Here is a 25322-nt window from a genome sequence, read left to right on the forward strand (position 1 = left end):
GTTGATACCCGGGCGGCCGATACCTCAAGGACGTCGGCGCGACAATGCCACAGCTGCCGGCACGCCCAGGATGCCCATCCCGATCAGGCCGTACGGAACCGCCGCGGGAAGCGTCGGATCGTCGAGGAACACCAGAAACGCCAGGGCCGAGCCGAGCCAGGTCCAGGTGAACCAACCCACCGGGGCGAGCGAGATCAGCGGTGTCACCGTCTCCGATTGCCGGTCGACGAGTGAGAGCAGCACGAACATGACACACGCCACGCCCGCCCAGCCGGCGAAGTTGGTGATCGGGATCTGATCGATGCCGGGGAGCCCGGCGTCGTCGGTGGACCAGGTCCACAATCCGGCCCCGACCATCTGCGGGTCGAGATAGAGATCCCAACCGACCATCCCGATGGTCGCCAGCGCGATCCGGATCGGACGGCGGCGACTGACCAGCGCGCTGATCCACCACATGCTGTAACCGCCTGCGGTCCAGGCCAAACCGATGATCACCGGTACCTCGGCCACGGATGGCCCGATCCGATCGGTGGCGTAGGAGTAGGCGCCGAACGGAAAGCCGGTCGCGACACCGACGATTTCGGCGGTCCAACCGACACCGGCCGTGGCCGCGAAGACCGCGACCGCCCGTAGCGGTCCGAGCCGGAAGGTGGCGTGCGCGATCATCGCCGCGGCCGCGGCCACGACCACGACCACGGTGGCCCGGTCGCGCGCCACGCCGTCGACCAGGGGATAGATGATCTGTGCGGCGATTGAGCCGGCGAGCAGGATCGCCGAGGTCCACAGCAGTGGCGAACGCTGCGCGGTGAGTGTGGTCGTCATCCCCATCGACCGCGGGTGATCCGGGCCAACGGGGATCGCCGGTCGGACAGAACCGCGGTTGCCGCGATCCGGCCGCTGGCGCCGCTGACCCCACCGCCCGGATGGGTCGAGGCCCCGGCGAGCACCAGACCGGGCGCACCGGGAACCCGGTGCCGCGCCAGTTCGGGATGCGGACGCCAGATCAGCATCTGATCCAGCGACATCTCCACGTGCATGATGTTGCCGCCGGTCATCCCGATCTCGGATTCCAGGTCCGCGGGTGTCTGGACGTAGGTGTGTTCGATGGAGTCGGAGAAACCCGGTGCATGCCGGTCGAGCTCATCGATGATCTCCTGGCCCGCGGTGGCCGCGAGGTCGGACCAGCTGCGTCCACCGGAGAGCGTGTAGGGATGCCACTGGGCCCACAGACTGGTCTGGTGCCGATCGGGCGGTGCCAGGGTCGGGTCGATCGCGGAGAAACTCATCGCGATCAGCGCGGGGCGCCGCGGCAGGTCACCGGCGGTGGCGTCGGCGTGCGCCCGGGCCAGGTGTCCGCGGTCGGTCACCAGCAGACCGAGCCCGCCGTGGACCGAGGTGTCTGCGGGTAGCCCGGGATACTGCGGCAGCGCGGTGCCGCCGAGGCGGACCGCCATGCCGATGCCGCCACCGATGCGGATCTGTGAGCGCCACCGGTCGGTGGCGGTGCGGTCGAACCCACCGGCCTGCAACAGGTCCAGTGTGGTGAGGATGTGGCAGGCGCTGATCACCGAACGTGCACGATGTGAGCGGCCGTCGGCGGTACGGACCAGCCAGTGGTCGCCCTGTTTCTCGAGGGCGGTCGCGGCGGACGACAGTTCGAGTTCGCCGCCGTCGGCATGGAGTTTGCGGATGAGGGCCTCGGAGAGGGCCCCGCTGCCACCGACGGCCCGGCCCGGGGGAATGGTGTGCATCGCCGCGGCGAAGCCGACCATGGGTGCGGTCCCGGGTTCGTTCATGGGCGGACCCGACTGTGCCCCGAACCAGGCCAGCGCGGCCTTGAGGTGCTCGGATCCGAACCAGTTGTCCAGGAGCGCATTCCCGGACATCAAGAATTCCTGCGAGAGACCGAGTCCGGCCGCGGAGCCGTTGCCGGGGATGCGGGCGGGCAGGCCCCAGAACGCCTTGCCGAGCGCGAGCGGTGAGGGAGACGACGTGAACGCCGACATCATCGCGGCCGACCGCGGCGCCCAGACGGCGACGAATCGACGGTAGGCCTCGGCATCGGCGGCACCGCAGGCCGTCTCGATCGACGCGATGGTCTTCTCGAGATCGCGATGGAAGACGATCGGGGGAGCATCGTCGGTCGCGGGGCAGAAGGCCCACGGGTCGCAGTCGATGTACTGCAGCCCGTGATCGGCCAGCGACAGCTCGTCGAGGATGGGGGTGTGCCGGATCATCAGGTGGGCCGAGGACCCCCGGTCGACGCGATAGCCCGGAAACCGCTCGACGGTGGAGACGGCACCGCCGGCGACACTGTCGCGTTCGAGCACCTTGACCCGTTGGCCGGTGGCGGCCAGATAGGCGGCCGCCACGAGGCCGTTGTGTCCGGAGCCGATGACTAGCGTGTCGATCATGTGGTCCTATCGCATTGGTAGGGCGCGGCCGAGGACAGCAAACGGCCTGGGATCACCGGCGAAGGTGAAACCGCGCAGCACGTCGGCAAAACCCAACCGGCGGTACAGACGCCACGCCCGGTTGTTCTCCTCGTCTACCTCGGGTGTCGAGAGCAGCACCTGTGGTTCGGAGCGATCGGCAACCAGGCGTTGTAGCAATTGCTCGCCGATCCGCCTGCCCTGCGCAGACGGATGGACGTGCAGTTCGGTCAGCTCGAAGTAGTTGTCGGTGAGGGCGCTCACGCGCTCCCGGCTGCATCCGGCGCGGACCAGCCCGCTGCGTACCTGCTGATTCCACCACTGGTCGTGGGCGCCGCTGTATCCGTACGCGATACCGACCAGGGCTTCCCGTCCGGCCGGACCGGGGGAGTCGATCGCGGCGACGGCCTTCCACCCGGGCCGCCGGATGTGGTCGTGCCACAGGGGCGCCCGTTGCACTTCGGTGCCCGGTGGGTAGTTCATCGCGGTGACGTACACGTTCAAGGCCTCGGGCAGCCAGATCTGTGCATCGTGGGCCGAGAGTTCGGCGATCCGGATGGGCACAGAAGTTTCCGCCTTTTTTGCTTGAGGGTTGTCGGTGTCGTTAGGTATATTGAATCTGTCGAACGGGTGTTCGAGGCTTCAACCTCCGCAAAGGCGCAAGCCGCATCGTTACCCGCTTTACGACATGAGGGCGACTCGGTGGCCGACGAGGGAAGCGTAGGCCACCGGGCCGACCCCGTATAGACACCGGCAGTCGGCCGGATAAGAGGCAGCGGAGAAGGAGGACCGGGATGTCGACGATGGCACGGAATCCCGCGCGGGACTCTCGGCACCGTGGGGCGGCTTCGGCCACGCGGGTCACCAGGCTGCCCGAACCGACCCAGATCATCGCCTCCCGCGAGATGTTGGAGCGAGCCGAGTCGCGTCTGCGCGAATCGGATGTCGTCACCGACGCCGCCGAGGCGTTCAGTGCCCTGTATCAATCGGCATTGCGTGCGGCCGGTGCGGTCTTGGCCGTCTCGGAGCATCCCACCCGCCGCCGCGGGTCGCGCAGTGCCTGGGCCCGGCTGCCGCAGGCGATGCCCGAGCTCTCCGGGTGGGCCACCTACTTCGCCGGACACTCTCGCCTGCGGGCCGATACGGAAGCCGGCATCCGGTCGGTCACCGAAGAGCAGATCGCGGAGTTACGGCCGAAGGTGGATGAGTTCTTACACGTGGTCGAGAGGGAAATCCTGCGACTCGAGCGGGGCAAACCGTCGAATATGCCCGCCGGTGCTGCGTGAAGGCTCCGAAATTACTGCTAACGGACCAAATTTGACCAACTTGTGGCGGGGAATGGTGGTTGGAACTTCCAACACCTCGTATCATCAGAGTTGGGTCCACCCGAGTGGGTCCGGGCAACCGGAATTGTCTCCTCTGGAAGCTCTACCGAAACCATGTGCTGAAGGAGGGGGCGGGTGCCACTCTCAGAGCACGAGCAGCGCATGCTCGAACAGATCGAAAACGCTCTGTACGCCGAAGACCCCAAGTTTGCGTCGAACGTGCGGTCGCGTCGCTTTCGCGGGTCCACTGCGCGCCGTCGACTGCAAGCTGCCGTGTTGTTCCTCGTCGGACTCGTTCTCCTCGTCGGGGGAGTTGTCATCGAGGTTCAAATCGGTGGTTTCCCCATTGTCAGCCTCATCGGCTTCCTCGTGATGTTCGGTGCGGGGCTGATGGCGTTGTGGGGATCACGTAGCGGACCGGCTCCCGGAGGCTCTTCGGGATCGTCGCCGCGCGGTGGCTCGTCGGGCCGCGAGCAGCGACAGGGACGCAAATTTTCTGAGCGGATGGAAGAGCGGTTCAACCGCCGCTTCGAGCAGGAGTAGACGCCGCCAGGCGCCGTTGATCGTAGAAGGCCGTGCATCGCATCGCGATGCACGGCCTTTTCGTCTGTTTTGAGGGCAGCTCGCCCACTTTCCACCCAGGCCCCCACTTTCTCCCACCTCCGGCATTTCTGTGGTCGAAGCAGGCTGAAGCGGCCCTTTTGGCTCCAAAAGGCCTCCGAGACGGCCTGTGGACACCCTGACTCAGGATTTTTCCCCCACCTGTCTACACCACCTTTACCTGCGGTCTTGGTGGCCGAATGCCGAACTCCGGGCAACTTGGGGTGGAAAGTGGTGGATTGTGGGGTACAGTGGTGCTCGTTGGTGGAAGAGAACCGGATTTTTCCTACCAACCTTGGGGTTGGAGGTGACGACACATGGCCAGCGCTATGTTCTTCGGCACTTACACACCCAAGTTGGACGACAAAGGGCGGCTCACGCTGCCCGCGAAGTTCCGAGACGCACTTGCAGGAGGGGTGATGATCACAAAAGGTCAGGACCGCAGCCTCGCAGTGCACATGCGGGATGACTTCTACGAGCTGGCTCAACGAGTGATGAGCTCGCCCAAGAATGATCCTGCTGCCCGGGCTTTTCAACGTCAACTGAGCTCGGGAACCGATGAACAACGGCCAGACGGTCAGGGGCGGATAACCCTGTCCCCGGATCACCGTCGTTATGCGGGCCTGGCCAAAGAGTGTGTGGTCATCGGAAACATGAGCCACTTGGAGATCTGGGACGCGCAGACATGGCGCGATTACCAGGATGAGCACGAGGAGAACTTCTCGAGCGTGGGCTTCGACGTCCTGGACACGGCCTGAGGCCAGGGACCAGAAGAACACGTGGGTGAATCGAGGCCTTTGCCCGATCCGACCCTGACGCACTTCCCCAGCGCCAGGTTCGACAACCCGCCCCTGACGCACTTCCCCAGCGCCAGGTGCGGAGATCGGGCAGGGACCAGGATCCACCCACACACCTGCCGGCCAATTGGCGCACCCGGACCGCACGAGAGGTAGCACAGTGGATCTCGCCGATGGCCCCTTCGGGCACGTCCCGGTCATGGCCGAGCGGATGATCGAACTGCTTGCACCCGCGATCACGCGACAGAATCCAGATGGCTCCGGCGCGATCTACGTCGACGGCACTCTCGGTGCCGGTGGCCATACCGAGCTCATTGCGCAGCGATTTCCGGGTGTGTCGATCATCGGGATCGACCGCGACATCAATGCTCTGAACCTGGCCCGCGAGCGACTGGCGCCGTTCGGCGACCGGATCACGTTTGTCCACAAGCGGTACGACGAGGTCGATGACGCACTCGAACAGGCCGGTGTCAAGAAATTCGATGCCGCTCTCTATGACCTCGGCGTCTCGTCGATGCAACTCGATCAGCCCGACCGTGGGTTCGCCTATGCGGTTGATGCTCCGCTGGATATGCGGATGAACCCCGACGACCCGCTGACCGCGGCCGATGTTCTCAACACCTACGGGCACGGCGAATTGGCCCGTGTCCTATCGGAATACGGCGACGAGAGATTCGCGGGCAAGATCGCCTCTGCTGTGCTGCGTGAACGTGAGATCGAACCGTTCACCACCAGTGGCCGGCTCGTGGAACTGCTGTACCGGACCATCCCCGCGGCCACGCGACGTACCGGTGGACATCCGGCCAAACGTACATTCCAGGCCTTGCGGATCGAGGTCAACGGCGAGCTGACCTCCCTGAAGGCGGCTCTGCCCGCTGCGCTCTCTGCATTGAATGTGGGTGGGCGCCTGGCGATCATGTCGTACCAATCACTGGAGGACCGGATCGTCAAACGCGAGTTCGTCGAGCGGACCAAGTCGAAGACGCCTCCGGGACTCCCGGTCGACCTTCCTGGAACCGCACCGGATTTCGCGATGGTGACCAGGGGAGCGGAACAGGCTTCGGACGAAGAGATCGAACACAATCCGAGATCGGCATCCGTGCGGGTTCGGGTCATCGAGCGGATAGCGGGGGGTAAGAAGTGACGGTCACCGACGACAATCTCGCCACCGGGCGTCGCCGCGATGCCGACGCTTCGCGAGCCAGGGCGTCGGGTGCGAACAGGCAGCGCTCGGCCGCGGCCGAGAAGGCGCTGGAACGTCGACGCAAACGCCTTGGCACCGAGGGGCTCTCGTCGACATCACGGCATTGGCAACGTCCAGAAAGTTCGGCCGTGCCGGTGCAGAAACCGGCCTTGTGGGGACGCATGCGGAATGCGCCGGTCCAGGCGATGCGCCGGGTCCCGTTCGCGGTGGTGGTCGTCGGGATGCTGTTGGCCGGATTGGCACTGACGCTGTGGCTTTCGACCAAGTCGGCGCAGGATTCGTATCAACTCGGTGTCGAACGCGCGTACAACGAGCAGTTGTCCGACCGTCGTGACGCCCTCAAGAAGTCATACGAGTCTGGTGATTCGGCCCCCGAATTGTCGGAAAAGGCAACTGATCTGGGCATGATCCCGGCCACGGACGTGCCGCGGATGGTCGTCGGTCCCGACGGCCGGGAGTGGGTCGTAGGGGAGATCAAGCCCGCTGAGGGTGACAAGGCGCCGTCGATGAACAACGGTCCGAAGGCGACTGCGCCGAGGCCGACGGAGCGGGCCGCACCTGCCCCGACGCCACCTGGAGCCCAGGGTATTCCGATCCAGGGAACGCCGGTCACCCCGGGCGCCGACGCCGCCAACCCGTTGCCGACCGCGCCCGATGTGCCGGCCGTGGCCACTCCGGTCGAGCCACCGACGGCACCGGCCTACTCGAATGTTCTTCCATCCAATGGCGGCGCGCCGGGCGCAAATTCGCGCGAAGTCGGTTAGCGCAGCAGACAATTGACAACCATGAAGGTCTCATTTGCGATGACGGTCAGGGCGAATGGATCTGCTGACGCTCGGTGCCGCCGGTGATGCGGCCGAGGAATGCGGGCAACCCCCGCACCCGGCAGCGTCCGGTGGGCCGGGAGCGGGTCGGCCCCTCCCGGCGTCCACGGGGACGTCAGGGAACGGGGCCTGCCGGATATCGCGACGGCGACCACCCGGACAACGCACCCCGTGCCACCGCTGGACGCACCAGTTTTCCCGCCGGTGGTTCACACCACGGGAGCGACGACATGATCCGCACCGGTCGGCAGTTCCTGCGCCGGCACCGGGTGGCCACGGTGCTCATCTTCCTCGTGGTGGGAGCGGTCACGGTGAAGATGGCGATGCTGCAGATCGTCGACGGGCCGTCGTTGTCGGCCGAAGCGGCGAGTCAGCGTGCGGTCACCGAGGTGCTGCCCGCGAAACGTGGTGCCATCGAAGACCGTAACGGCAAGGCGATCGCATACACCGACGATGCGCGCGCACTGACCTTCCAGCCGGTCAAGGTGCGCAAGGAGATCGAAGAGGCGCATCAGAAGAATCCGGCACTGCCGGACCTCGACACCCGGATCGGCGAGATCGCGCGCGGGATCCGTGAGGAGCTCGGCAACGAGTTCGACGAGTCGTCGCTGCGTGAACTCCTGCGCGGTGACGAGACTTTCGTCTACCTGGCGCGCGCGGTCAGCCCGGAGTCCGCGAACAAGATCATCGACGAATTCCCTGAGGTCGGTTCGGAGCGGCAGGACGTTCGGCTGTACCCCGGTGGGGAGTTGGCCGCGAACATCGTCGGCGACGTCGACTTCGACGGAAACGGTCTGATCGGACTGGAATCGTCGATGGATTCAGTGCTTTCGGGTGCTGACGGGTCGCGCACCTATGACCGCGGCTCGGACGGAGCGGTCATCCCGGGTAGCTCTCGCAACCTGCATCCGGCCGTGGACGGCGCCACGGTGGAGCTGACCATCGACTCGGACATCCAGTGGTACGTCCAGAACCAGGTCCAGCTCGCCAAGGACCGCTCGGGAGCGGTGAACGCCTCGGCCGTGGTCATGGACGTCAAGACCGGCGAAGTTCTGGCAATGGCCAATGACAGCACCTTCAATCCTGCCAAACCCCTTGACGAGCAGGGTGATGCGCAGCTCGGTGATCTCCCGGTCACCTCGCCGTTCGAGCCCGGATCGGTCAACAAACTCGTCACCGCCGCGGCCGCGATCGAATACGGCGTCACCACCCCGGACGAAGTCCACCAGGTGCCGGGAACGATCACCATGTCCGATGCCACCGTGAAAGATGCCTGGGCGCATGACGTCGCGCCGTACACGACCACGGGCATCTTCGGTAAGTCCTCCAACGTCGGGACCCTGATGCTGGCCGAGAAGGTCGGCGAGGACCGATTCGCGGACATGCTCGCGCGTTTCGGCCTCGGACAGAGCACCGATGTCGGACTGCCCGGTGAGAGCGGTGGCGTCGTGCCCGACCGCACCCAGTGGTCCGGTGGCACCTTTGCCAACCTCCCGATCGGTCAGGGCCTGACGATGACCCTGCTGCAGATGACCGCCATGTACCAGGCGGTGGCCAACGACGGGGTGCGGATCCCGCCGCGGATCATCAGGGCGATCAACGGGGAGGGCCAGCCGGGTACGACCGAGCCACCTCCCGGGATCCGCGTGGTCAGTCCCGAGACCGCCAAGTCGGTGCGCGACATGTTCCGTTCGGTCGTGCAGAACGACCCGATGGGCGTCCAGAACGGCACCGGCGTGAAGGCCGACGTCCCGGGTTACCAGATCAGCGGCAAGACCGGTACAGCGCAGCAGGTGGATCCGAAGTGTGGTTGCTATTCCAACGAGGCGTACAACATCACGTTTGCCGGAATCGCGCCCGCCGACAAACCGCGATACGTGATCGGCATCATGCTGGACAACCCGAAACGGAGCAGTGATGGCACCGGTGGACAGAGCTCTGCGCCGCTGTTCCAGACCATCGCGTCCTGGATGCTGCAGCGCGAACAGGTACCACTGTCATCCGCCCCGACGCCGCCACTGGTCTTGCAAGCCGGGTGACCCCACGGCGGTATGTTGAGGCAATGTCTGCTCCCGATAGTTCGGTGCTGCGCCCTGCCCTGGTCACCCCGACCTCGGTCGAGGCTCTCGCGGCAACCGGCAACGCACAGATAGACCTGATCGGCGCGGCGACGGTACAGACCGCTGTGCGCGGTGTGACCCTGCGGGCTCAGGATGTCCGGCCCGGTGATCTATACGCGGCGCTACCGGGCAACCGATTCCATGGCGCGCAGTTCGCCGCGGATGCACTTGCAGCCGGTGCGTCGGCAGTGCTGACCGATCCTGCCGGCCGCGACATCGTCGCCGGTCTCGATGGATCCCACGACTGTGCGGTGCTGGTTCATCCGCAGCCACGGCAGGTCCTCGGTGACGTCAGTTCACAGATCTATGGCCACCCCTCCCGGCATCTGACACTGATCGGTATCACCGGCACCTCGGGCAAGACCACCACGAGCTACCTCACCGAGGCGGCGTTGATGGCGGACGGGCACTCGGTGGGCCTGATCGGCACCGTGGAGACCCGGATCGCCGGGATCCGGCAGCCCAGTGCATTGACGACGCCGGAAGCCCCACAGCTACAGGGACTGTTGGCCGCGATGCTCGAGCAGGGCGTGGATTCGGTGGTGATGGAGGTCTCGAGTCACGCGCTGTATCTCGGACGCGTGGACGGGAGCCGATTCGCGCTGGGTGCGTTCACCAACCTCTCGCAGGACCATCTCGATTTCCATCCGACCATGCGCGATTATTTCGACACCAAAGCGCTTCTGTTCAAGCCGGATTCGTCGGTGCATGCCGAGCAGTCGGTGATCTGCGTCGACGACGACTGGGGACGCGAGATGCTGCAGATCGCCGGACCCGGTGCGATCAGCGTCTCCACTTCGGGATCGGCGCAGGGCGTCGATTGGCACGCCGGTCCGTCCGATGTGGCGGCAGACGGCGCCCAGCACGTGACGGTGACCGGGCCGGACGGCCGGACATACGAGATGGTCGTGCCGATGCCGGGCCGATACAACGTCGCCAATGCGCTGACCGCCGTTGCGCTCGCCGCCGGTGCCGGTGTGCCGGTGGCGACGGCAATCGAGTCGATCGGTGGCGTTGCGGTGCCCGGACGCGTCGAGCGGGTGGTCCGCGGCCAATCGTTCCTGGCCGTTGTCGACTACGCCCACAAGCCCGCTGCGCTCGAGGCAGTCATCGGCACCCTTCGCGGTCAGAGCGAGGGCCGGATCGCCGTTGTCGTCGGAGCAGGCGGGGACCGCGACACCGGTAAGCGCCCGATCATGGGTGAGGTGGCCGCGCGCGGCGCCGAATTCGTTGTCGTCACCGACGACAATCCGCGCACCGAAGTCCCCGAAGAGATCAGGGCGCAAGTGGTCGCCGGAGCCGAGGCGGTACCGATGGCCGAACGCCCCACGGGTGCCGAGCCGGTCCGGGTGATCGGCGACCGAGCCGAGGCGATACGTGCCGCCGTCCGCTGGGTCAGGCCCGGCGACGTGGTGCTGGTGGCCGGCAAAGGTCACGAGGCAGGTCAAGAGATCAATGGCGTCAAACATCCTTTCGATGATCGAGTCATCCTGGCCCAGGCGATCGATGAGCTTGAAACGCAACACAATTCGACTGACACGGAGTCTTCACAGTGAGTAATACCGATAGTGGCCGGGCCGAGCAGGTGGACCGGGTCGACACCGGGGCGGTACGCGCTGCCCTGCGAGACTTGGCCGACGCGGTACACGCCGCGCCGCAGCGGCGCAGTTGGGCGGTGCTCGGTGAGATGGACATCCCGAAGGATCTCGATCCCGAAGACCGGCTTGCGATGACGCGCTGGGTGGTCTCGCACGACGAACTCGGGCGGCTGGCCGTGCGCCTGGACATCGGGCAGGTCATCTGTGTGGGAACGTCGCGGGCCGTCCACGGGCTCCACCAGGGGGCGGTCATGGAGGGCTCGTGGGGTTCGGAGGCGGTCCTGGTGTCAACGCCGCAGGAGGCGGCGGAGATACTGGACGCGCAATTCGGCGAGCACGACGTGGTGCTGGTGATGGGTGGGCGCGATCTCGGTCTCACCGAATACCTGACCGGCCGCGGCCACCGGACGCCGGGCGGCGATCCGGCATGAGTGCCTTCGATCACAGCGTTGATATTCGACAGATAGGGATGTTCAGGTGAGGCAGATCCTGATTGCGGGCGTGATCTCGCTGGCGGTGGCGATCTTGCTGACCCCGGTGTTGATCAAGGTCTTTTCGCGTCAAGGCTTCGGTCAAGAGATCCGCGTCGAGGGCCCGGCGAGCCACCAGACCAAGCGCGGCACCCCGTCGATGGGTGGCGTGGCCATCGTCGCGGCACTGTGGGCGGGCTACGGGGGATCGCATCTGTTCGGGTACATCTCGGACGGCAGTGGCCCGACGGCCTCGGGCATCCTGGTGCTGTCGCTGGCGACCACGCTGGCGCTCGTCGGCTTCCTCGACGACTTCATCAAGATCCGCAAGCAGCGCAACCTCGGGCTGAACAAGACCGCGAAGTCGGTGGGTCAGCTCATCGCTGCGTTGCTGTTCGGTGTGCTGGCACTGCAGTTCCGCAATGAAGCCGGTTACCAGCCGGCCAGCCCGAAGCTGTCCTACGTCCGCGAGATCGATGCCATCGCCATGGGCTCGGTGGTCTTCATCATCTTCGTGTGGCTGGTCGTCTCGGCCTGGTCCAACGCCGTCAACTTCACCGACGGTCTCGACGGCCTCGCCGCGGGCTCGATGGCAATGGTCCTCGGCTCCTATGTACTGATCACCTTCTGGCAATACCGCAACGCCTGCGTCGGTGGACCCAAGGCCGCCGAGCCGGGCTGCTACACGGTCCGTGATCCGCTCGACCTGGCGCTGATCGCCGTCGCCGGCGGTGGTGCCTGCCTGGGATTCCTGTGGTGGAATGCCGCCCCGGCAAAGATATTCATGGGAGACACCGGATCCCTGGCCCTCGGCGGACTGCTCGCCGGCCTGTCGATCACCACCAGCACCGAACTCCTGGCCGTCGTCGTCGGCGCCCTGTTCGTTGCCGAGATCATCTCGGTCGTCATCCAGATCGCGGTCTTCCGGACCACCGGTAGGCGGGTGTTCCGCATGGCGCCGTTCCATCACCACTTCGAACTGTCCGGGTGGGCAGAGACCACGGTGATCATCCGGTTCTGGCTGCTCACCGCCATCGCGTGTGCGCTGGGTCTGTCGCTGTTCTACAGCGAGTTCCTCAGTGCCAGTGGGGGATAGGCCAGTGGGGGATAGGCCGGTGAGGGTTGAACCGGTCGGGCCGCCGCCGTGGGGTGAGCGCGTCCTGGTCGCCGGCGCCGGGGTGGCCGGCGCGTCCGCGGCCCGGTTCCTGGTGAGCCGGGGTGTGGCGGTCACCGTCTGCGACAACCGGCCGGCGGCGCTCGAACCGCTGGTTGCCGCCGGTGCCACGGCGGTGTCCCCGGGCGCCCTGATGGCGACCTCCGATTGGACCGACGACTTCGATCTCGTCGTCGCGTCGCCGGGATTTCGGCCCGACAACCCGCTCGTGGTGGCCGCCGCGAAGGCTGGGCTACCGGTCTGGGGTGAGGTCGAATTGGCCTGGCAGGTCGACCGATCCGGCGTCACCGGGCCGCCACGACAATGGCTGGTGGTCACCGGCACCAACGGCAAGACGACCACCACCGGGATGGTCGAGTCGATCATGACCGCTGCCGGGGCCTCGGTGATGGCCTGCGGCAACATCGGCCTGCCGGTGCTCGATGCATTGGTCGCCGAGCCCCGCGTCGATGTGCTCGCCGTGGAACTGTCGTCCTTCCAGCTCTTCTGGGCGCCATCTGTGCGTCCGACCGCCGGTGTGGTGCTCAACATCGCCGAGGATCATCTCGACTGGCACGGCTCGATGGATGCCTACATCGAGGCCAAGGCGATCGCCCTGTCCGGGCCGATCGCGGTGGTCGGCCGCGACGACCCGGTGGCGCGAGACCTCACCGGTTCGGATCCGGACGGACGCACACTCGGCTTCCGCCTCGGCGCGCCGGAACCGGATGAACTGGGTGTGGTGGACGGCCGATTGGTCGACCGGGTCGACTGGGAGGCCGGTGCCGATTCCGCTCCGATCCCGTTGGCCGAGGCCGCGGTGTTGATCGACGCCGACAAGGTCCGGCCGCCGGGCCCGTCCGGGGTGCTCGATGCGCTCGCGGCCGCGGCGCTGTGCCGGGCGGTCGGGGCCGGCCCGCAGGCCGTCGCCGAAGGACTCGAATCGTTCACCGTCGCCGGGCATCGCAGCGCGCCGGTCGCCATCGTCGGGACGACCACGTTCATCGATGATTCGAAGGCGACGAACCCCCACGCCGCGCAGGCGTCGATCCTGGGTCATCGCCGGGTGGTCTGGGTTGCCGGGGGGTTGCTCAAGGGCGCTTCGGTCGACGAACTCATCATCGCCATCCGCGATCGGCTCGCCGGGGTGGTGATCATCGGAGCCGATCGCGACATCATCAGAGATGCAATGGCACGACACGCCCCTTTGGTCCCAACAGTCACACGAGTAACAGGAGAAGATGGGGCGATGAACATCGTCCCGGCTTCGACAGATCCGGCCTCCGCCGACGCGGTCATGGACAGTGCGGTGCGGGCCGCCTGGGATCTCTGCGTAGCCGATCCGGACACCCCCGATGCAGTGGTGCTGGCCCCGGCCGCGGCGTCGCTGGACATGTTCTCCGGTTACGGGGCCCGCGGCGACAGCTTCGCCGCGAGTGCCCGCGCCCTCCCGGGCGCGCAGGTGCTGGGGGCCTCCTGATGCGAAAGAACCGAATCGACGCCGACGGCGACAATGCTGATTCGGATACCGGACCCGGCGGTGTGGACGTCGAGGACGATGGTGACCTCGACGGTGTCGACGTCGGAGACGACTCCGCGAAGACAGCCTCTGAGTCGACCGGTCGCGCTCGTCGTCCGGCCGAGTCCACATCGGAGCGCCGGGTCATCACCCTGGGCGAGGGGATCGGTTCGATCCTCTCCAGGATTGCCGGTGTCCTGGGCCGGCCACTGGCGTCGTTCCATCTGGTGGTCACCCTCACCGTCCTGCTGACCGCCTTCGGGTTGGTGATGGTGCTCTCGGCCTCCTCGGTGGAGGGTTACTCCAAAACGGGCTCGTCGTACGGCATGTTCACCACCCAGCTGGTCTTCGCCGCGCTCGGTGTGCTGCTGTTCTACTTCGCCGTCCGGATGCCGGTGCGGATAATGCGGCGACTGGCCGCCCCCGCCATCATCATCACCACGATCATGCTGATGCTGGTCCTCGTGCCGGGGATCGGAACCCTCAGTCAGGGTGCTCGCCGGTGGTTCGTCGTCGGCGGGCTCTCGGTCCAGCCCTCCGAACTCGCCAAGGTCGCACTTTGTGTCTGGGGTGCGCACCTGCTGGCCTCACGTCGCCGCGACAACGCGCAACTGCGTGAGCTGCTGATCCCGCTGATCCCGGTGGCCGTGCTGATCTGTGGCCTGATCATCCTCGAGCCGAACCTCAGTACCACTGTCACCATCGCGATCATCATCGGTGCATTGCTCTGGTTCGCGGGCCTGCCGATGAAGGTCTTCGGGTTCTTCGCGCTCACCGGTGTGGTGCTGGCGGGCGTGTTCGCCATGTCGGCCGGCTATCGCAGCGCGCGGGTTCTCAGCTTCCTGGGGCAGGACAACGATCCGCAGGGTTCGGGCTATCAGGCCAGGCAGGCGCGGTACGCGCTGGCCAATGGTGGACCGTTCGGTGAGGGTCTCGGACAGAGCCGCGCCAAGTGGAACTACCTGCCCAACGCGCACAACGACTTCATCTTCGCGATCATCGGCGAAGAACTCGGGCTCGTCGGCGGCGTCATCGTGTTGCTGCTGTTCGGTCTGTTCGCCTTCGTCGGCCTGCGGATCGCGGCCCGCTCGGTGGACCCCTTCCTGCGATTGCTCACCGCAACCATCACGATCCTGATCACAGCGCAGGCGCTGATCAACATCAGTTACGTCGTCGGACTGCTGCCGGTGACGGGTATTCAGCTGCCGCTGCTGTCGGCCGGTGGCACCTCGACTCTGACGACGCTGGTCATGTTCGGGTTGCTGGCCAACGCGGCCCGGCACGAACCGGAGGCGGTCGCGGCACTGGCTTCTGGTGGCGACGGCAGGTTCGGCAGGATGCTCCGCCTACCCAACCCGGTTCCGTACGCTCAGACCCGTGCGGAGGTTCTGCGTGACCGCCTGGACCGGCGGCGGGTACAGCGCGCACCGAGTCCGGTGGGGCGGGCCCGTCGGGCCGCGGCCACCGAACCGGCGCGACGGCCGGTGCGGAAACAACAGCCCCCACGCAGCTATCCGCCGCGTGAGGACACCCGGCGCGTGCGGGTGCAGCGGCCCCAGGATTGGGGATATGACGGCACTGCAAGCCCGCCTCAGCGGAGGTCGCAGTCACTGCGTAACAATGACAGCTATGCCCATGATCGTCAGCCGCGAGATATCCGTCGCGGCAGCAATGCCTCTGCCCGACCGTACGGTGAGGACCGCCGGCGCCGCGATCCGCGACCGAGGCGGTGAGCGCACCGCCGGATGGAAATCTGGAACGGACGCACGTGGATGGGGCATGGGATCATGAGTGACTCGGCACGGCCGTTGTCGGTTGTGGTGGCAGGCGGTGGCACGGCCGGACACATCGAACCGGCCATGGCCGTCGCGGATGCGTTGATCGAGATCGATCCGACGATCACCGTCACCGCCCTGGGCACAGCGCGTGGACTCGAAACGACACTGGTGCCCGAGCGCGGTTATCGGCTCGAGCTGATCCCGCCTGTGCCCTTGCCCCGCAAGCCCAATGCCGATCTTGCGAAACTTCCACTGCGACTGCCGAAGTCGGTCGCCGCCACGCGTCGGATCCTCGACGAGGTGGAGGCCGACGTGGTCATCGGATTCGGTGGGTACGTGGCGTTACCCGCCTATCTCGCGGCCCGTCTGCGGAGCCGTCCGAGCGCGCGGATCCCGGTGCTCATCCACGAGGCCAACGCCCGTGCCGGTGTCGCGAACAAGGTCGGTGCGCGGTTGGCACAGCGGGTGCTGGCCGCGGTTCCCGGCTCCGGTCTGCAGGCCGAGGTTGTCGGAATCCCGGTGCGCGCGGCCATCTCTGATCTCGATCGTGGTGCGTTGCGCGCCGAGGCCCGAGCGTTCTTCGGACTCGATCCCGACGCCCCGACCCTGCTGGTCTTCGGTGGATCGCAAGGTGCGCAGAGCCTCAACACCGCAGTACGCGGTGCGGCACAGACATTGGCGGACAACGGTATCGGCGTCCTGCACGCCTACGGGAAGAAGAACACCATCGAGCCGTTCGACGCGACTCCGGCGTATGTCGGCCTGCCGTATGTCTCCCGGATGGACCTCGCCTACGCGGCCGCGGATCTGGCCATCTGCCGGGCCGGGGCGATGACCGTCGCCGAGGTCTCGGCGACCGGTCTGCCCGCGGTGTACGTCCCGCTTCCGCACGGCAACGGGGAGCAACGACTGAACGCCGCCCCGCTGGTCGAGGCCGGTGGGGGACTGATGGTCGACGACGCAGATCTGACGCCCGACTATGTGGCACAGACCATCCCGCCATTGCTGACCGATCCGCAACGGCTCGCGGCGATGGCGGCTGCGGCCGCCGGATCGGGTGCCAGGGGTGCCGCTCAGGCGGTTGCCGCGGCCGGCATCGAACTCGCACAGGCCCGGCGTGCGTTGGTGAGCCGATGAACGACTCGAACAACCCAAGCCCGAAACAGCCTCTGCCTGCGCAACTCTCGCGTGTGCACATGGTCGGGATCGGTGGCGCCGGGATGTCCGGGCTCGCCCGGATCCTGTTGGCGCGTGGGGGTCAGGTCTCGGGCAGTGACGCCAAGGAATCGCGCGGTGTCATCGATCTACGCACCCGGGGTGCGCAGATCCACATCGGCCATGACGGTGCGGCGCTCGACATGCTCGACGGGGGACCGACGGTGGTGGTCACCACTCTGGCCGCCATCCCCAAGGACAACCCCGAGCTGGTCGCTGCGCGCGAACGCGGGATCCCCATCCTGCTGCGGCCCGGGGTACTCGCGACCCTGATGGAAGGCCACCGCAACGTGCTGATCGCGGGCACACACGGCAAGACCTCCACCACGTCGATGACGGTGGTCGCGTTGCAGCACTGCGGCCTCAATCCGTCGTTCGCCATCGGTGGCCAGCTGAACGAATCGGGAACCAATGCCCACCACGGATCGGGCGAAGTGTTCGTGGCCGAGGCCGACGAGAGCGACGGGTCGCTCCTGGAATACACACCGAATGTGGCTGTGGTTACCAATGTCGAGTCCGATCACCTCGATTATTTCGGGACCGTGGCGGCCTATGTGCGAGTGTTCGACGACTTCGCCGATCGCATCGTCGACGGCGGCACCCTTGTGGTCTGCCTCGACGATCCGGGGTCGGCGGCGTTCGCCGGCCGGGTGACCGAACGGATGGCCGAGCGGGGCATTTCCATCCGCGGCTACGGCGAGGGTCTGCACCGCGACCTGGCGCCGGATACCCCGCTCGCGGCCGAGCTGTCGACCTGGCAGAGCCGTGCCGGCGGGGGCGTGGCACAGGTTCGGTTCACCGACCGCGACGGCGTCGTCGTCGAGCATGAGATGAAGCTGCCGGTGCCCGGTAAACACATGGCGCTCAACGCGATGGCCGCAGTGCTGGCCGGGGAAGCCGCCGGCGCGCCGCTCGCCGATGTGGTCAGGGGCGTCGAAGGTTTCACCGGTGTCCACCGCCGATTCCAGCTACGCGGCGCTGTCGGCGGGATCCGGGTGTTCGACGACTATGCCCATCACCCCACCGAGGTCCGGGCGGTGCTGACCGCGGCGCGCGACATGGTCGCGGCCGACGGTGGTCGTGTGATGGCCATCTTCCAGCCCCACCTGTACTCACGCACAGAGACATTCGCGACCGAGTTCGCCGCTGCACTCGACCTCGCCGATCAGGTCATCGTGCTCGATGTCTACGGAGCGCGCGAACAACCGATCCCGGGGATCAGCGGTGTGACGATCGCCGAACGGATCAGCAAACCCGTTGCCTTCCAGCCTGATGTCTCAGCGCTTCCGCGCCAGGTGGTCGAGCTGGCCCAGCCGCAAGACGTGATCCTCACCATCGGTGCCGGTGACGTGACCATGCAGGCCGGGGAGATCGTCAAGGCGTTGCGAGATGCCGGTCAGGTGAGCCGGGACGGCCGGCCGCCGCGGGGCGAACGGTGAACCGATCAGATGAGCCCGGACCAGGTCATCTCGGTCCGGACGAGCCCGACGCGGATGGACTCGTTGCCGGGGACCTCGGCGCGGACGAGTCCGGCGCAGCAAATTTCGGCGCCGACTTCGATGACGACGATTTCGATGACGACGGGCCCGGGGCGGCGGAGGTGGCCGCTCGGGACGACGACGACGGCGATTCGGGTGAATCTGACGAATCCGACACCGGGGGAGGGACGTCGAGGGCACGGCTGCGCCGGTTCACGCGCGGACGATTCACCCGCCGCCGGCGCAGTCGGCCCCCGATCAGCGGGATGCGGGTGCTGGTCGGCACGATCGGTGTCGTCGCGGTGGTCTTCGCGCTGTTCCTGGTTGCCTACTTCACGCCGCTGATGTCGGTGCGATCGGTCGACGTGTCCGGCAATTCCGCGGTGCCGGCGGAGGAGATCACCTCAGCGGCAGCGGTTCCCGGTGGCGAGCCGCTCCTGCAGGTGGATGCCGCGGCAGCCGCCCAGCGGGTCTCGATGATCCCGCGGATCGCCTCGGTTCGGGTCAAGCGCGAGTATCCGTCGACCATCAGTATCTCGGTGGTCGAACGCGTCGCGGTCGTCTTCACCGAGCGTGATGGACAGAAGTACTTGATGGACAAGCTGGGATTCGAGTTCGCGCAACAGGATCCGCCGCCCGGACTGGCGCAGCTGCGAACCCAGAATCCGGGTTCGGGTGACGCCTCGACGCGCGCGGCATTGACCGTGATGGCCGAGGTTCCTCCTTACGTGTCCGAACAAATCGCCGCGATCGAGGTCGGTTCCCCGGTGAATATCGTGTTGGTACTCAAGGACAACCGCACCGTGGTGTGGGGAGATGACCGTCGAAATGCGGAGAAGGCGGAGACCCTGCGCCATGTGCTGACGCAACCGGGAACCGAATACAATGTGTCCAGCCCGTCGAATCCGACGTTCAAATAGTCGATTTGGTGCAAATTCGCAGAGTTCTTTCCCGACACGCCGCGCCGGTTGCTGGCTCAGGTGTCCGAAGGTGCCTAGCGTTTCCATCAGCACACGACTACTTGACATAACTCTAAGCCTATGGTTTAGGTTGAGGGTTTTCGCGAAGCGGCCGTGCCGTAGAACCAAACTGGTTCGAAGAGACCAAAAGGAAGGCGAGCGCCATGACGCCCCCGCACAACTACCTTGCCGTGATCAAGGTCGTCGGTATTGGCGGCGGCGGAGTAAATGCCGTCAACCGCATGATCGAACAGGGACTCAAAGGTGTTGAGTTCATCGCGATCAACACCGACGCCCAGGCCCTGCTGATGAGCGACGCCGACGTCAAGCTCGATGTCGGCCGCGATTCCACCCGTGGTCTGGGCGCCGGTGCCGACCCCGAGGTGGGTCGCCGCGCAGCCGAAGACGCGAAGGACGAGATCGAGGAGCTCATCAAGGGCGCCGACATGGTCTTCGTGACCGCCGGTGAGGGTGGTGGCACCGGTACCGGTGGCGCGCCCGTCGTGGCGAGCATCGCCCGCAAACTCGGCGCGCTGACCGTCGGTGTGGTCACCCGACCCTTCTCGTTCGAGGGCAAGCGCCGCGGGGGACAGGCCGAGGTAGGCATCACCGCCCTGCGCGAATCCTGCGACACGCTCATCGTCATCCCCAACGACCGGTTGCTGCAGATGGGCGACGCCGCCGTCAGCCTGATGGATGCGTTCCGCAGCGCCGACGAGGTCCTCCTCAACGGCGTTCAGGGCATCACCGACCTGATCACCACCCCCGGATTGATCAACGTCGACTTCGCGGACGTCAAGGGCGTGATGAGCAACGCGGGCAGCGCGTTGATGGGCATCGGTTCGTCGCGTGGCGAGAACCGCGCCACCAAGGCTGCCGAATCGGCGATCAACTCCCCGCTGCTCGAGGCCTCGATGGAGGGCGCGCACGGTGTGCTGATCTCCATCGCAGGCGGCAGCGACCTGGGTCTGTTCGAGATCAACGAGGCGGCGACGCTGGTGCAGGAAGCCGCCCACATCGACGCCAACATCATCTTCGGCACCGTGATCGACGACAACCTGGGCGATGAGGTCCGTGTCACGGTGATCGCAGCCGGCTTCGACAGCGGTTCACCGGCGCGTAAGCCGGTCGAGTCGGCGGCCACCGTCGCAGCTCGCAGCGCCTCGGTCGGATCTGCCCGCGCGGGTGCATTGTCGAACGGCAGTGACCACGAACGTCGCGAGCCGCTGTTCGCCCAGGCCCCTGCCGGCGACCCCTTCTCCGATGATCGCGGCGGCCGCCCGACCTCGCGTCCCGCCCACGGGATGGACGAGGCGGACGACGAGGTGGACGTTCCACCGTTCATGAAGCGCTGAACGTGGCAGTGGGTTTTCGCGTCCGGCGGGTGACCACCTCGCGGGCCGGTGGCTTTTCGACCGGTCCCTATGCGTCCTTCAATCTCGGTGACCACGTGGGTGACGATCCGGATGCGGTGTCGCGCAATCGGGCCCGGCTCGGTGAAGAAATCGGCGTCGGTGCCTCGCGGGTGGTCTGGATGGAACAGATCCACAGCCGCAACGTTGTCACCGTCGACGGTCCGGTGTCCGAGCCGGTACCGGCCACCGATGCCCTGGTCACCACGACCAAAGACCTGGCGTTGGCGGTGCTGACGGCCGACTGTGTCCCGTTGCTGCTCAGTGACGAGGAGGCGGGTGTGATCGCGGCCGTCCACGCCGGACGGGTCGGTGCCCGCATCGGGATCGTGCCGCGGGTCCTCGCGGAGATGGAAGCGGCCGGCGCGGTCGTGAGCCGGATCGGTGCGTTCATGGGACCGGCGGCCAGTGGTCGCCGGTACGAGGTGCCCGCGCACATGCAGGCCGATGTCGAGGCCCACCTGCCCGGCAGCGCCACCACGACACTCAAGGGCACCCCGGGACTCGATCTGCGGGCCGGTATCCGGCGTCAGCTGCTCGAGGCCGGGATCAACGCGGTGGCGCAGGATCCGCGGTGCACGATCGAAGACGAGACACTGTTCAGTCACCGGCGTGGGGCGCCGACGGGACGGTTCGCCTCTGTCATCTGGATGGACAGCAGTGCCTGAGGGCTCTGACCTGTCGTCGAGGCGTGGCGAGGAACTCGCTGCGAATCTGGCTCGGGTCCGCAGTCGCGTCGACGCGGCCTGCCTCGCAGCGGGCCGGTCGGCGGCCGAGGTGCAATTGCTGCCCGTCACCAAGTTCTTTCCGGCCGATGACGTGCGCCTGCTCGTGGATGCCGGTGCCACCGAGTTCGGTGAATCGCGTGAGCCCGAGGCCGGTGACAAGGCTGCGGAGGTCCGGGCCACGACCGGTCGGAGCGATCTGCGCTTTCACATGATCGGACAGTTGCAGCGCAACAAGGCGAAGTCGGTGGCCCGGTGGGCGGACCGGGTGCATTCGGTCGACAGTCTCAAACTCGCCCAGGCGCTCGACCGCGCCGTGGGGACCGCCCGCGAGGACGGTTCGCGCCCGGGAGCGCTGGAGGTCCTCATCCAGGTCGGACTCGACGACGACGAGGCCAAGGGCCGCGGCGGCGTCCCCGCAGATGAACTGCCTGCGCTGGCCGACCACGTCGGCGAATCAGCGAATCTGGAGTTGCGCGGACTGATGGTGATTGCGCCACTTCGCGGTTCTGCGGAGCAGTGGCTGGAGCAGGCGGCCCGCATCCATCAGGAATTCGTCGCGCGATATCCGGCGGCAACCGAATTGTCGGCAGGTATGTCAGCCGATTTGGAGGTCGCTGTCAAGTACGGATCGACATGCGTGCGTGTCGGTACCGCGATCATGGGCCACCGGCCAGTAATCTCGCCCTAACGGTTAGTCACATGAGTAACACGAGCAACACGGCTAACAGAGATTGTCGAGTACAAGCTGCGGCTGAAAGAGGGAATGCGATGAGCACCATCCACAAGTTCAAGGCGTACTTCGGCATGGTTCCGCCCGGGGACTACGAAGACGACTACTTGGAGGACCCGGCACCCGCACGGGCTCGCCGTTATGAGCGCGACTACCGCGACGAGGACTACCGCGAGCCGTTCTACGGCGACGAGGTCGGTGCGGTCCGTCCGTTCCGCGCCGAGGAAGCCCGTCCGTACCGTGACGAGGTCGACGACCGCGACTACCGGGAGGCCGAGTTCGAGCGGGCCCCCGAATACGCCTACGCCGGTTCCCGTCGTCCCCAGTTCGAGTCGGTCGACCGCTACGCGGCACCGGCGCCGGCGCGTCCCACCGGACGCCTCGAGCCGCTCGGCAGCAGCCGTCCGGCGGCCACCCGTCCGACGACCGTCGGCGGCGGCACGAGCACTCGTGGGGCACTGGCTCTCGATTCGCGCGCCGAGTTGGACCGGGTCTTCGAAGAAGGCAACCCGCTCGGCAAGATCACCACGCTGCGGCCCAGCAGCTATGCCGAGGCCCGCACGATCGGCGAGCGTTTCCGCGACGGCAGTCCGGTCATCATGGACCTCGTGGACATGAGCAACGCCGATGCGAAGCGGCTGGTGGATTTCGCCGCCGGTCTGGCTTTCGCACTCCACGGCTCGTTCGACAAGGTGGCGACCAAGGTCTTCCTGTTGGCTCCCGCGGACATCGACGTCTCGGCCGAGGATCGCCGCAAGATCGCCGAGACCGGTTTCTACAACCACCAGTAGGACGGGCAACAGGCCGCCAGTGCTGGGGTTTTCCCAAACCGCCGCGAATTCGGGCAGAGTTATGGCGTGACGATCGCGCGAGAAATCATCTACTACATCCTTTTCATCTACTGGCTGCTGCTCCTGGGCCGCCTGGTGATCGAATTGGTACGTACCTTTGCCAGGGAATGGCGCCCGACCGGCGCCTCGGTTGTGGTCATCGAGGGTGTCTTCACATCCACCGATCCGCCGATCAAGACACTGCGGCGCATACTTCCGCCCATCCCGCTGGGCCCGGTCCGGTTGGACCTGTCTCTGATGATCACCATGATCCTGGTGTTGATAGCCATGACCGTCGTCGCCGGATAGTTCGGTCCCGGCGGGGGATCTGCTGCCCGATTCACCGTTCCGGCCCGGCCGTTTTGCGGTCGGTGGGGTGGGCGGGTCCGGGCAGACACTCCGCCTGAACAGGGCGATGACCCTCCGGATCACCTTGTCCCGGGTGTGACGCACTAGTATCGAGTAGGTTGATAACAAACGGGTCACGGATTCACGGCGCGCCGTTTTAAATGGTGCGTTTTGACCGCCGTTTGATTTCGACATGGCAACCATGGGGTGCAACGAACGGTTCTGGTGTGACAGGATGGACGCCAGTTACAGCCTGTGTGCATATCGTGAATAATATGAAGGACGCTCACGGTTCGGCGGACACGCTGAGCCAGCACCTGCCCGATAAGTAGAGACCGAAGTTCGACACAAGGTATAAGGGGACCGACCAATGCGGCTGACACCAGCTGATGTGCACAACGTCGCGTTCAGCAAACCGCCGATCGGCAAACGCGGCTACAACGAGGACGAGGTAGATCAGTTCCTCGACTTCGTCGAAGCCGAACTGGCGCGTCTGATCGAAGAGAACACTGACCTGAAACAACGGGTCGAAGAGCTCGAAGGCGAGGTTGCTGCGGCAAAGAACGCGCCGGCATCGACTCCAGAACCTGCAACGCAGGCATTTGCGGCGCAACCGGCGGCTCCGGCTGCCGAGCCCGCGGCTCCCGCGGCACCGCAGAGCGACGACCAGAGCGTTCGGGCTGCCCGAGTGCTGGGTCTGGCCCAAGAGACCGCTGATCGACTCACCAACAATGCTCGTAGTGAGTCCGAGTCGATGGTGGCCGACGCCCGCGCCCGCGCCGATGCGCTGGTCGGCGACGCCCGCGCAAAGTCCGAGGCGATGTTGAGCGACGCGCGTCAGCGGTCCGAGGCGATCCTCGCCGATTCGCAGACCCGCGCCGAGACGCAGACGCGTCAGGCACAGGAGAAGGCAGCTGCGCTGCAGGCGGACGCCGAGCGCAAGCACACCGAGATCATGGGCACCATCAACCAGCAGCGCACGGTGCTGGAAGGCCGGATCGAGCAGCTCAAGACCTTTGAGCGCGAGTACCGGACACGGCTCAAGACCTACCTGGAGTCGCAGCTCGAAGAGTTGCAGCAACGGGGCAGTGCGGCACCGGTGGACAATGCCCGCGGTGGTGACGCCTTCTCGTCCGATCCCGGCAACGGTGGTTTCACCAACACAGGCGGATTCTCCAAGCCGAGCAACTGACGCGACCGGGTAACCAGGACGCTTCACGTGTTGGTTTTGGCGCTGTCGGCCACCCTGGTGGGATTCGTCCTACTGGTGGCGGCTCTGCTCACGGGTGTTCTCTGGCTGGCGATCGCATGCGTGGTCGTCTGCGTCATAGGGGTCGGATTTCTCATCGGCGACCTACTCGGACTGGGGCGGAGTTCTTCTGCCCCAACTGATTCCGACGCGAACGACTCCGATCGCACCGCAGCCGATGACGACGGCAGTGATCTGAACAATGACGAGGTCGGCACCTCGGATCAGGAGCAGGCTGGGGATTGGTCCGCAACGGCGGAGCATGAGGAAGATCCCACAACCGGCGACTCGTCCGAGGGCCACACCCGCAACGGGGGCAACTTCGACGCGGCCTCCGAGGCGGAAACCGGCGAGATCCCGCGGATATCGAAGCATGATCGGCCGGACGATCCGCCGACCGAAGAATTCTTTCTGGACAAGCCACGTTAGACTTGAAGAACGCGTTGATCCGGCCATCACCGGGGAGCACCCGGAAGAACGGGACCGCGAGGTCCTCAGTAGAACCGGGCGGATTGAGGCCCGTCACAGCCTCGGCGGTTACCGGCAGCAGTGT

Annotated in this window: 24 protein-coding genes; 21 read left to right on the forward strand and 3 right to left on the reverse strand. The window is 66.2% G+C overall.

The genetic code is table 11. The annotated features are described in order from the left end of the window. Window positions 1-24 precede the first annotated feature (24 nt). From AC51GT_RS02660 to AC51GT_RS02670, 3 genes are read right to left on the reverse strand one after another with little or no spacing between them, the layout of a single operon-like run. Window positions 25-822, reverse strand: coding sequence for a carotenoid biosynthesis protein (locus AC51GT_RS02660; RefSeq protein ID WP_496327764.1), 798 nt, complete (start codon window positions 820-822; stop codon window positions 25-27). Further along, window positions 819-2414, reverse strand: a complete 1596-nt coding sequence (locus tag AC51GT_RS02665) for a phytoene desaturase family protein (protein ID WP_496323828.1) — start codon at window positions 2412-2414, stop codon at window positions 819-821. Before AC51GT_RS02665 ends, AC51GT_RS02660 begins: the two co-directional genes overlap by 4 nt. Window positions 2415-2420: 6 nt before the next feature. After that, window positions 2421-2996, reverse strand: coding sequence for a GNAT family N-acetyltransferase (locus tag AC51GT_RS02670; RefSeq protein ID WP_496323829.1), 576 nt, complete (start codon window positions 2994-2996; stop codon window positions 2421-2423). A gap of 230 nt (window positions 2997-3226) precedes the next feature. Between AC51GT_RS02670 and AC51GT_RS02675 the strand changes: the two genes are divergently transcribed. From AC51GT_RS02675 to AC51GT_RS02775, 21 genes are all read left to right on the forward strand, one after another. After that, window positions 3227-3718: an SAV_6107 family HEPN domain-containing protein gene (locus AC51GT_RS02675; RefSeq protein ID WP_496323830.1), complete on the forward strand. Its 492-nt coding sequence runs from the start codon at window positions 3227-3229 to the stop codon at window positions 3716-3718. 174 nt (window positions 3719-3892) lie between these two features. Continuing rightward, complete coding sequence (locus tag AC51GT_RS02680; protein WP_496323831.1) at window positions 3893-4300, forward strand: SCO2097 family morphological protein; 408 nt, start codon at window positions 3893-3895, stop codon at window positions 4298-4300. A 386-nt stretch (window positions 4301-4686) separates the two neighbouring features. Further along, window positions 4687-5115 carry a division/cell wall cluster transcriptional repressor MraZ gene (mraZ, locus tag AC51GT_RS02685; RefSeq protein WP_495516068.1) on the forward strand — a complete coding sequence of 143 codons (429 nt, stop codon included), beginning with the start codon at window positions 4687-4689 and terminating at the stop codon, window positions 5113-5115. 199 nt (window positions 5116-5314) lie between these two features. Then, window positions 5315-6298, forward strand: a complete 984-nt coding sequence (gene rsmH, locus AC51GT_RS02690; RefSeq protein ID WP_496323832.1) for a 16S rRNA (cytosine(1402)-N(4))-methyltransferase RsmH — start codon at window positions 5315-5317, stop codon at window positions 6296-6298. Next, the gene (ftsL, locus tag AC51GT_RS02695; protein WP_496323833.1) at window positions 6295-7122 is read left to right on the forward strand and encodes a cell division protein FtsL; all 828 of its coding nucleotides are present in this window, start codon (window positions 6295-6297) and stop codon (window positions 7120-7122) included. Before rsmH ends, ftsL begins: the two co-directional genes overlap by 4 nt. 86 nt (window positions 7123-7208) lie before the next feature. Then, window positions 7209-9221: a peptidoglycan D,D-transpeptidase FtsI family protein gene (locus tag AC51GT_RS02700; RefSeq protein ID WP_496324111.1), complete on the forward strand. Its 2013-nt coding sequence runs from the start codon at window positions 7209-7211 to the stop codon at window positions 9219-9221. Between the two features lie 23 nt (window positions 9222-9244). After that, the gene (locus tag AC51GT_RS02705) at window positions 9245-10858 is read left to right on the forward strand and encodes a UDP-N-acetylmuramoyl-L-alanyl-D-glutamate--2,6-diaminopimelate ligase (protein WP_496327765.1); all 1614 of its coding nucleotides are present in this window, start codon (window positions 9245-9247) and stop codon (window positions 10856-10858) included. Next, entirely contained in the window at window positions 10855-11331 is a 477-nt protein-coding gene (locus tag AC51GT_RS02710) for a glutamate ligase domain-containing protein (RefSeq protein WP_496323835.1), read from the forward strand. The genes AC51GT_RS02705 and AC51GT_RS02710 overlap by 4 nt, the downstream gene beginning before the upstream one ends. 46 nt (window positions 11332-11377) lie before the next feature. Next, window positions 11378-12466 (forward strand): phospho-N-acetylmuramoyl-pentapeptide-transferase, encoded by a 1089-nt coding sequence (gene mraY / locus AC51GT_RS02715; RefSeq protein ID WP_496323836.1) that lies wholly within the window; start codon window positions 11378-11380, stop codon window positions 12464-12466. A gap of 19 nt (window positions 12467-12485) precedes the next feature. Further along, complete coding sequence (murD, locus tag AC51GT_RS02720; protein WP_496327766.1) at window positions 12486-14003, forward strand: UDP-N-acetylmuramoyl-L-alanine--D-glutamate ligase; 1518 nt, start codon at window positions 12486-12488, stop codon at window positions 14001-14003. Beyond that, window positions 14003-15775 carry a putative lipid II flippase FtsW gene (gene ftsW, locus AC51GT_RS02725; RefSeq protein ID WP_496327767.1) on the forward strand — a complete coding sequence of 591 codons (1773 nt, stop codon included), beginning with the start codon at window positions 14003-14005 and terminating at the stop codon, window positions 15773-15775. Before murD ends, ftsW begins: the two co-directional genes overlap by 1 nt. Window positions 15776-15829: 54 nt before the next feature. Further along, on the forward strand, window positions 15830-16957 hold the full coding sequence (gene murG, locus AC51GT_RS02730; protein WP_496323839.1) for an undecaprenyldiphospho-muramoylpentapeptide beta-N-acetylglucosaminyltransferase: 1128 nt from the start codon (window positions 15830-15832) through the stop codon (window positions 16955-16957). Continuing rightward, window positions 16954-18474, forward strand: a complete 1521-nt coding sequence (gene murC / locus AC51GT_RS02735; RefSeq protein ID WP_496327768.1) for a UDP-N-acetylmuramate--L-alanine ligase — start codon at window positions 16954-16956, stop codon at window positions 18472-18474. Before murG ends, murC begins: the two co-directional genes overlap by 4 nt. Next, complete coding sequence (locus AC51GT_RS02740) at window positions 18471-19433, forward strand: cell division protein FtsQ/DivIB (protein WP_496327769.1); 963 nt, start codon at window positions 18471-18473, stop codon at window positions 19431-19433. The genes murC and AC51GT_RS02740 overlap by 4 nt, the downstream gene beginning before the upstream one ends. 203 nt (window positions 19434-19636) lie before the next feature. Then, window positions 19637-20827 carry a cell division protein FtsZ gene (gene ftsZ / locus AC51GT_RS02745; RefSeq protein ID WP_496323842.1) on the forward strand — a complete coding sequence of 397 codons (1191 nt, stop codon included), beginning with the start codon at window positions 19637-19639 and terminating at the stop codon, window positions 20825-20827. A gap of 8 nt (window positions 20828-20835) precedes the next feature. Continuing rightward, window positions 20836-21552 (forward strand): peptidoglycan editing factor PgeF, encoded by a 717-nt coding sequence (gene pgeF, locus AC51GT_RS02750; RefSeq protein ID WP_496324112.1) that lies wholly within the window; start codon window positions 20836-20838, stop codon window positions 21550-21552. Beyond that, entirely contained in the window at window positions 21545-22300 is a 756-nt protein-coding gene (locus AC51GT_RS02755) for a YggS family pyridoxal phosphate-dependent enzyme (RefSeq protein ID WP_496327770.1), read from the forward strand. Before pgeF ends, AC51GT_RS02755 begins: the two co-directional genes overlap by 8 nt. Before the next feature lie 80 nt (window positions 22301-22380). Continuing rightward, window positions 22381-23133: a cell division protein SepF gene (locus AC51GT_RS02760; RefSeq protein WP_496327771.1), complete on the forward strand. Its 753-nt coding sequence runs from the start codon at window positions 22381-22383 to the stop codon at window positions 23131-23133. A 66-nt stretch (window positions 23134-23199) separates the two neighbouring features. Further along, window positions 23200-23481, forward strand: a complete 282-nt coding sequence (locus AC51GT_RS02765) for a YggT family protein (RefSeq protein ID WP_496323845.1) — start codon at window positions 23200-23202, stop codon at window positions 23479-23481. Between the two features lie 409 nt (window positions 23482-23890). Then, complete coding sequence (gene wag31 / locus AC51GT_RS02770) at window positions 23891-24712, forward strand: DivIVA-like cell division protein Wag31 (RefSeq protein ID WP_496323846.1); 822 nt, start codon at window positions 23891-23893, stop codon at window positions 24710-24712. A 27-nt stretch (window positions 24713-24739) separates the two neighbouring features. Then, entirely contained in the window at window positions 24740-25198 is a 459-nt protein-coding gene (locus AC51GT_RS02775; RefSeq protein ID WP_496327772.1) for a hypothetical protein, read from the forward strand. The last annotated feature ends 124 nt before the right edge of the window (window positions 25199-25322 follow it).

This window comes from Williamsia sp. z34, assembly GCF_059553395.1.

Coding starts and splice junctions, on each gene's coding strand:
- AC51GT_RS02660 (WP_496327764.1), bottom strand. CDS start 822: ATGACGACCACACTCACCGCGCAGCGTTCGCCACTGCTGTGGACCTCG.
- AC51GT_RS02665 (WP_496323828.1), bottom strand. CDS start 2,414: ATGATCGACACGCTAGTCATCGGCTCCGGACACAACGGCCTCGTGGCG.
- AC51GT_RS02675 (WP_496323830.1), top strand. CDS start 3,227: ATGTCGACGATGGCACGGAATCCCGCGCGGGACTCTCGGCACCGTGGG.
- mraZ (WP_495516068.1), top strand. CDS start 4,687: ATGTTCTTCGGCACTTACACACCCAAGTTGGACGACAAAGGGCGGCTC.
- AC51GT_RS02700 (WP_496324111.1), top strand. CDS start 7,209: ATGCGGCCGAGGAATGCGGGCAACCCCCGCACCCGGCAGCGTCCGGTG.
- AC51GT_RS02705 (WP_496327765.1), top strand. CDS start 9,245: ATGTCTGCTCCCGATAGTTCGGTGCTGCGCCCTGCCCTGGTCACCCCG.
- ftsW (WP_496327767.1), top strand. CDS start 14,003: ATGCGAAAGAACCGAATCGACGCCGACGGCGACAATGCTGATTCGGAT.
- murG (WP_496323839.1), top strand. CDS start 15,830: ATGAGTGACTCGGCACGGCCGTTGTCGGTTGTGGTGGCAGGCGGTGGC.
- murC (WP_496327768.1), top strand. CDS start 16,954: ATGAACGACTCGAACAACCCAAGCCCGAAACAGCCTCTGCCTGCGCAA.
- ftsZ (WP_496323842.1), top strand. CDS start 19,637: ATGACGCCCCCGCACAACTACCTTGCCGTGATCAAGGTCGTCGGTATT.
- AC51GT_RS02760 (WP_496327771.1), top strand. CDS start 22,381: ATGAGCACCATCCACAAGTTCAAGGCGTACTTCGGCATGGTTCCGCCC.
- wag31 (WP_496323846.1), top strand. CDS start 23,891: ATGCGGCTGACACCAGCTGATGTGCACAACGTCGCGTTCAGCAAACCG.